Raw genomic sequence first — 2,981 nt, forward strand, 5'->3', positions numbered from 1 at the left:
ATACTCCCTGCCCGAACGGCCAGATCATCTCGGCCACCGCCAGCGGCAACCCCGAAACGATCAGCCCGGAATCAAGCCGGTGGATTCGGGCTGAGAAGGTGTGTCACGCCTCCTTACCGTCAGGTCGCAGCGTTGGGTGCCGTTGGACGGGAAGCCGAACAGCAGTGGAGCGATCTTCCGCGACGGCCGCGAGAATGGCCGCAGCGCCGTGTACGGCCCGCGGACAGTGTGCGGTCACCGTGCTCACACAGCGCGCAGGGCCGGTGTGTCGTCCGCCTGGCCGCCCGCGGTAGGCCGTGGCAGCAGCACCGCCAGCCTCGCGTACGTTCCTTTGCGGGCCAGGAGTTCGGTGTGTGTGCCTGCTTCCACCAGGCGTCCGGACTCGACCACCAGGATGCGGTCCGCGTCGGCCGCCAGACTCAGATCGTGCGTGATCATGATCGTCGTGCGGCCTGCCATCAGACGGCGCAGCGGCTGTACGACCCGGCGTGCGGCCAGGCCGTCCAGGCCGGCCGTGGGTTCGTCCAGGATCAGGACCGGGGCGGAGCGCAGCATCGCGCGGGCGATCGCGATGCGCTGGAGTTGTCCGCTGGACAGGGCCGCGGTGCCCGGGGCGATGTGCGTGTCGTAGCCGTCGGGGAGCGTAGCGATGAAGTCGTGCGCCGCCGCGTTGCCGGCCGCGCGTTCGACCTCCTCGCGGCTCGCACCGGGGCGGCCGGCCTCGATGTTCTCGCGGATCGTGCCGCTGAGGACCAGGGTCTCCTGGGGCAGCAGGGTCACGTTCTCGCGCAGGAACTCCAGCGGCAGGTCCGTCAGCGGGACGCCGTCCAGGCGGATCACGCCCGCCGTGGGGTCGTAGAAACGGGTGAGGAGTTTGGAGAGCGTGGACTTGCCCGCGCCGCTCGGGCCTGTGACCAGGACCAGTTCGCCGGGGCTCGCGGCGAACGTGACGTCCCGCAGGGACGCGTGCTCCGCGCCCGGGTAGCGGAAGGACACCTCGTGGGAGGTGATCCGGCCGCGTACCGGCCAGGGGGTGGCGGGTCGGGCCGGGTCGGTCACCGCCGGCTCGGCGTCGAGGATCTCGTTCAGGCGTTCCGCACCCGTGGTGGCGGCAGTCAGGGTCAGGCCCAGCTGGCCGAGGCTGCGGAGCGGCGGGTAGAGGTAGCCGAGGAAGGCGGCGAAGGCGAGCAACTGGCCCAACGTCATCCGGCCTTGGGAAATCTCCCACGCCCCGAGCCCGATCACTGCGAGCACGCACAGTGTCTCGACGACCTCGACGAACTGCGCGTACATCTCGCTCGCCCGCGAGCCTCGGACGGACGCCCGCATCCATGCGCGCGCCTCGCGTTCGAGTCGCTGTTCCTCCGCCCGCCTGCGGTTGTATGCCTGAGTGAGGACGACGTTGCCGAGGGACTCCTCGACGACCGAGGTGATCGAGCCGTCGGCGGCCCGCTCGTCCTGGGACGCCTTCTTGATGCGGCCGGAGAAGTGGCGCGCCGTGAAGAGGAACAGCGGTGCCAGGAGGAACGTGGCGAGGGCCAGGTCCCACCGCAGCCAGAACGCCGCTGTTGCGTAGAAGACCGCGGAGAAGGCGGCGGAGACCGTGCCGACGAGCCCCGACACGACCATCTGTTCGATGGCCTCGACGTCGCCGGTCAGGCGTGCCAGCAGATCGCCCTGGCGGTGTTGCTGGAAGAAGTGCGGCGGCAGGTCCTGGACGTGGCGGAAGACCTTCGCCCGCAGGCGCAGGACGAATCTCTCCGCCGTCCAGATGGCGAGCGAGTTGCCCAGGTAGCCGACGAGCGCGCCGAGCGCGGCAGCACCCAGCCAGGCGGCGGCCGGCCCCCAGAAGGCGGAGAGCGAGCCCGCCTTCAGCGCGTGGTCGGTGAGCTGGGCGAAGAGCAGGATCGACGCGGTCTCGGCCAACGCGGACACGATCACGCACACGATGATCAGCGCCAGCCATCTGCGGTCGCCGCGGGTCAGCGGCCAGAACCGGGCGAACGCGTCCTTAACGTCGTGCATGTCGGCATCAACTCCTCTTCGGCTCGTGGGGTTCTCGTTGATCGGCCGCCGGTGACAGGCCGAGGCGGGGCCCCGGAGGCGTTCCGGTGACCCCGCCTCGTGGCGAGTCGTCAGCGCTGGTGGCCGACCGGGCGGCGCCACTCGTGCTTCTTCCGGGTGTCCTTCTTGGGGGCGTGCTTCTTCGGGGCCGGCTTCTCGGTCCTCTTGATGGGGGCGATCTTGCAGAAGCTCATGGGATTCTCCTTCTCCGGTGAATGGTCGGACAGTGTCCGGGAGTGAATTTCTTACCGACCGCATACCAGGTGTGTACTGAATTCGTAACATCGGCGCCGGTCGCTTTTCCGGTCAGGTTCGGCCCGGCGGGCCGGGCGCCCTGCGAAGGTGACTCAGCCGCGGTGCTCGCGGCCGATGGGGCACTTCCACGCGTGCTTCTTCAGGGCTGGCTTCTTGGGCTCCGGGACGGGCTTGCGGTGCTTCTTGACCGGGACGATCTTGTGGAAGCTCACGGGCTTCTCCTCACTTGCCTGCGGGTGGATTCCCTCTGCCGTAAGCGATGTTCGCTTTCGACACGGGAGACATTACGGGATTCGCAGGCCAGGAAAGGGTAATTCGGATGAGAGTTCGATTAAATGCGCCTGAATCAATTTTCAGACGATTCACGGAACCGGGGCGATACTCACACAGAATTTATTATTGACCTCACTTGGAACTTACCGAGGTAATTATTTGATCCGAAAAAGCTTTACGTTCACGCTCGTTGGCAATGTGTGAGTGATGCGGTGGGGGAGGCGCGGACCTGGTCGCCGCCGGGCCAGGGAGCTGTCGATCAATAACTCCTCGATTTGATGGGGTGGTTGGGGTCCTAGTAGACTGTCGCGGCTAATGTTTGGGATAGAGATGGCGCAGTTTGATGCGTGCATCGTGGGTGGTGAACTGCCAGTCCACCTGACGTTGGT

General features: G+C 66.9%; 2 protein-coding genes. Both read right to left on the bottom strand.

Annotated features, from left to right (window positions below; translation table 11 throughout):
• Positions 1-243: 243 nt before the first annotated feature.
• The gene (locus ACIQFZ_RS43320; RefSeq protein ID WP_402693988.1) at positions 244-2,025 is read right to left on the bottom strand and encodes an ABC transporter ATP-binding protein; all 1,782 of its coding nucleotides are present in this window, start codon (positions 2,023-2,025) and stop codon (positions 244-246) included.
• 110 nt (positions 2,026-2,135) lie between these two features.
• Entirely contained in the window at positions 2,136-2,258 is a 123-nt protein-coding gene (locus ACIQFZ_RS43325; protein WP_402693989.1) for a hypothetical protein, read from the bottom strand.
• Positions 2,259-2,981 lie beyond the last annotated feature (723 nt).

The sequence above is a fragment of the Streptomyces sp. NPDC093064 genome, from assembly GCF_044754605.1.
Classification (GTDB): Bacteria; Actinomycetota; Actinomycetes; order Streptomycetales; family Streptomycetaceae; genus Streptomyces.

What these genes read in the sequence shown, in the direction of transcription:
- ACIQFZ_RS43320 (WP_402693988.1), bottom strand. Translation starts at nt 2,025, where the DNA reads ATGCACGACGTTAAGGACGCGTTCGCCCGGTTCTGGCCGCTGACCCGC.
- ACIQFZ_RS43325 (WP_402693989.1), bottom strand. Translation starts at nt 2,258, where the DNA reads ATGAGCTTCTGCAAGATCGCCCCCATCAAGAGGACCGAGAAGCCGGCC.